Origin of the sequence: Bombilactobacillus bombi (assembly GCF_013607485.1) — a bacterium.
GTDB classification, from domain to species: Bacteria; Bacillota; Bacilli; order Lactobacillales; family Lactobacillaceae; genus Bombilactobacillus; species Bombilactobacillus bombi_A.
This window is the reverse complement of sequence record NZ_SCHP01000093.1, coordinates 1-2,728: the sequence shown is the minus strand read 5'-3', so window position 1 is coordinate 2,728 and position 2,728 is coordinate 1. Positions and strand designations below refer to the sequence as shown.

6 protein-coding genes are annotated in these 2,728 nt (G+C 27.6%); 2 read left to right on the top strand and 4 right to left on the bottom strand.

What is annotated here, in order from left to right:
• Nucleotides 1–89: 89 nt before the first annotated feature.
• From EQ827_RS09295 to EQ827_RS08325, 4 genes are all read right to left on the bottom strand, one after another.
• Nucleotides 90–218, bottom strand: coding sequence for a hypothetical protein (locus tag EQ827_RS09295; protein ID WP_373563524.1), 129 nt, complete (start codon nt 216–218; stop codon nt 90–92).
• Between the two features lie 35 nt (nt 219–253).
• The gene (locus EQ827_RS08335) at nt 254–673 is read right to left on the bottom strand and encodes an FAD-dependent oxidoreductase (RefSeq protein WP_181190526.1); all 420 of its coding nucleotides are present in this window, start codon (nt 671–673) and stop codon (nt 254–256) included.
• 12 nt (nt 674–685) lie between these two features.
• Nucleotides 686–1,273 carry a hypothetical protein gene (locus EQ827_RS08330; RefSeq protein WP_181190525.1) on the bottom strand — a complete coding sequence of 196 codons (588 nt, stop codon included), beginning with the start codon at nt 1,271–1,273 and terminating at the stop codon, nt 686–688.
• Between the two features lie 83 nt (nt 1,274–1,356).
• Nucleotides 1,357–1,584, bottom strand: coding sequence for a hypothetical protein (locus EQ827_RS08325; protein WP_181190524.1), 228 nt, complete (start codon nt 1,582–1,584; stop codon nt 1,357–1,359).
• Between the two features lie 142 nt (nt 1,585–1,726).
• Between EQ827_RS08325 and EQ827_RS08320 the strand changes: the two genes are divergently transcribed.
• Together EQ827_RS08320 and EQ827_RS08315 are read left to right on the top strand one after the other, a co-directional pair.
• Nucleotides 1,727–2,041 (top strand): NAD(P)/FAD-dependent oxidoreductase, encoded by a 315-nt coding sequence (locus tag EQ827_RS08320; RefSeq protein WP_181190523.1) that lies wholly within the window; start codon nt 1,727–1,729, stop codon nt 2,039–2,041.
• 68 nt (nt 2,042–2,109) lie between these two features.
• Nucleotides 2,110–2,652: a MarR family winged helix-turn-helix transcriptional regulator gene (locus EQ827_RS08315; RefSeq protein ID WP_181190522.1), complete on the top strand. Its 543-nt coding sequence runs from the start codon at nt 2,110–2,112 to the stop codon at nt 2,650–2,652.
• Nucleotides 2,653–2,728: the final 76 nt, after the last annotated feature.

Below are 2,728 nucleotides of genomic sequence, written 5' to 3'. Positions count from 1 at the left end.
GTTTGTCTCTATTTACTAAGCAGGTATAAAACTTTTTGTCTTTAGATTTAATATTTTTTATAAAACTAGAAAGAAACACTTTTGTTTTACTAGAAAAATTTTTTTCCAGTATTTTCTATTGAATTAAGACTATCTCTTCTATGAATTAAATGGCTTTGTTTACATACAGGATTTAACATTAAGGCCGTATCAACGGCAGTGTCACCACCACCTAAGATTGCAACATCCTTGTTCTTAAATTGGTTTACATCTTTTATGAAATATATAAGTTATTGTTACAACTATTTTCTATTTGAGTTAATTGAGATGTAATTTTTGGTGTAAAGTTTCCACATCCTGTTGTAATTATTACATAATTACAGAAATAGTTTTGATTATCAGTTTGTATTTCCATATCGTTTTGTTCTTGTTTAATTATATTTTTTACTTTTGTGTTTAAAACTATTTCTACATCCTGACTTTTTAATTGTTTATATAAGTCAAATGAAAACTGTTTTGACAGTATATTGGATATTCCTGGAATATCCAATATACATTTATTTGGAAACAAATTAGTTAATTGTCCACCTAGGTTTGACAATGCTTCTATTAATATTACTTTTAATCCTCTTTTGGCGGCCCAATAAGCTGTATACATCCCCATTGGGACGCCACCAATAACAGATAATTTCATAATAAAGTCCTTTCATTTCTTTATTTTTAGATATTCATAAGCTCTAAGGTAATGAATCCAATCTCCTTTGTGATCATTGTAATATTTGCAAACATTTTCAAAAGAAACCTTACTTGAATAATACCTTTTAAAAACTTCGTAATTAGCTTTTTCGTTTAAAGGAACCCATTGACTTATTCCTAATCCTCTAAGAATTATAAATTCAGCTGACCAAGGACCTATTCCTTTAATTGAAATCAGAAAGTCGTATAACTCTTTGTGATTAAATCTGTATATATTTTCTTTAGCATTATTTAATGTTTCAACAAAATTAGTAATGTATTCGACCTTTTTAACATTATGAATAATAGATAATAAGTCTTCATTAGAGCAATGTAAAATTTGATTAACGCTTGGAAACGCATCTATTATGTTTTTCTCAATTAATATTTTTGGTGATAACAATTCTTTTATTTTAGCCTTTAAAATAATAGCCTTTCTGATAGAAGAATGCTGCGTTAGTATAGCCCAAATACCACTTTCTTCTATTGAACCAAATAGAACCGGATGATAACCATAAAGAAAGTTATAAATATCCGTGACGTATGGATCTTTTCTCATAAGAATATATAATCCTTTCATATTTTTAAAAATAGAAAAGCGTATTTGAATATTGTTTTTAATCTGGATAAGCTCCTTTGAATTTAATTCATGTCTATATTTAGATCAGCAACTATTAGTTTTTCGTTGTTTTTATTTAATTCATGCATCGTTACACCTATGATTTGATCCTTTTGATTAATTCCAAATAGTATTTTGTCTTTATATATTTTGTAATTATCTATTGTGGGATCAAAAGCTTTTAAGAATCGAATAGTTAATTGGAAACTAAAAGGCATAAGGGGATGGAAAATCAATCTCTTTTTAATCATTAAAAACCACCTTATTTTAATAAATATTGACAGGGATTAGTATGACGGCATATAATAAGTCCATTGATAGTTAGCAACCTAATTATATGGTTGAGAACGGTTGATGTCAATTTTTTTATAAATGATTATAAGGAGATTATAAATGGAGAATAGATTTGATGTTATTGTTATTGGTGGAGGCCCTGCTGGAAGTATGATATCTACATTACTACAAAGAAAGGGTTGGGAAGTAGCACTTTTTGAGAAAGAACAATTTCCAAGATATCATATTGGAGAATCCTTAGTTCCAGGATGTGTTCCCATACTTCAAAAATTAGGAGTTTTTAAAGATATTGAAAGAGTAGGGTTTCAAAAGAAATATGGAATCACATTTGTGTGGGGAGATCAACCTAATCCTTGGCATGTAAGATGGGATGAAACACCTAGTGAAATTACCAAAAATTATACTTTTGTTTGAACATAATGAACAGTATATGTTTATAATATTAAAAGTATACTAATTTCTTTTTTCTTTGGAGACTAAATATGGTTGAAACAAAAGTTATGGATATGCCTACAAGAGATTATTTAAAAAAGTTAAAAAGTCAGTATTCTGATATAGATATCGATTCAATAGTAATTGTTTTGGAATACTTGAACACTGGGAGAGATTTAACAAAGTTATATGCACAATTTTTTGAAAAGTTTAATTTAACAGAATCAAAGTTTTTAGTATTGATGTTATTATATCGAGAAAATAATCATAGCCTTTTACCATCACAAATAGCTCAAAAGGCAGGAATAACTAGAGCAACTGTAACAACGTTGTTAGATGGTCTAGTTTCGATGGGTCTAGTTTTAAGATACCCAGATGAATCAGATAGAAGAAGATTGATAATTAAACTTAGCAATAAGGGGGAAAAAAATGCATCAGAAATTTTACCGTTACATTATAAACTTACTAGCCTTATAACTTCTTTCCTATCAGTAGATGAAAGTCGTAAGATTCTATTATTTATTAATAAAATTAAAAAAGGTATGGATTTATATAGTAAAGAAATCAAAAAAAAAAATAAAGAAGGAATATAAAATGATTAACAAACAAAGCAGAGAAAACTATTTTCAAAATAAAATTGATAGTACAATAAGTCCCATGGATTATATG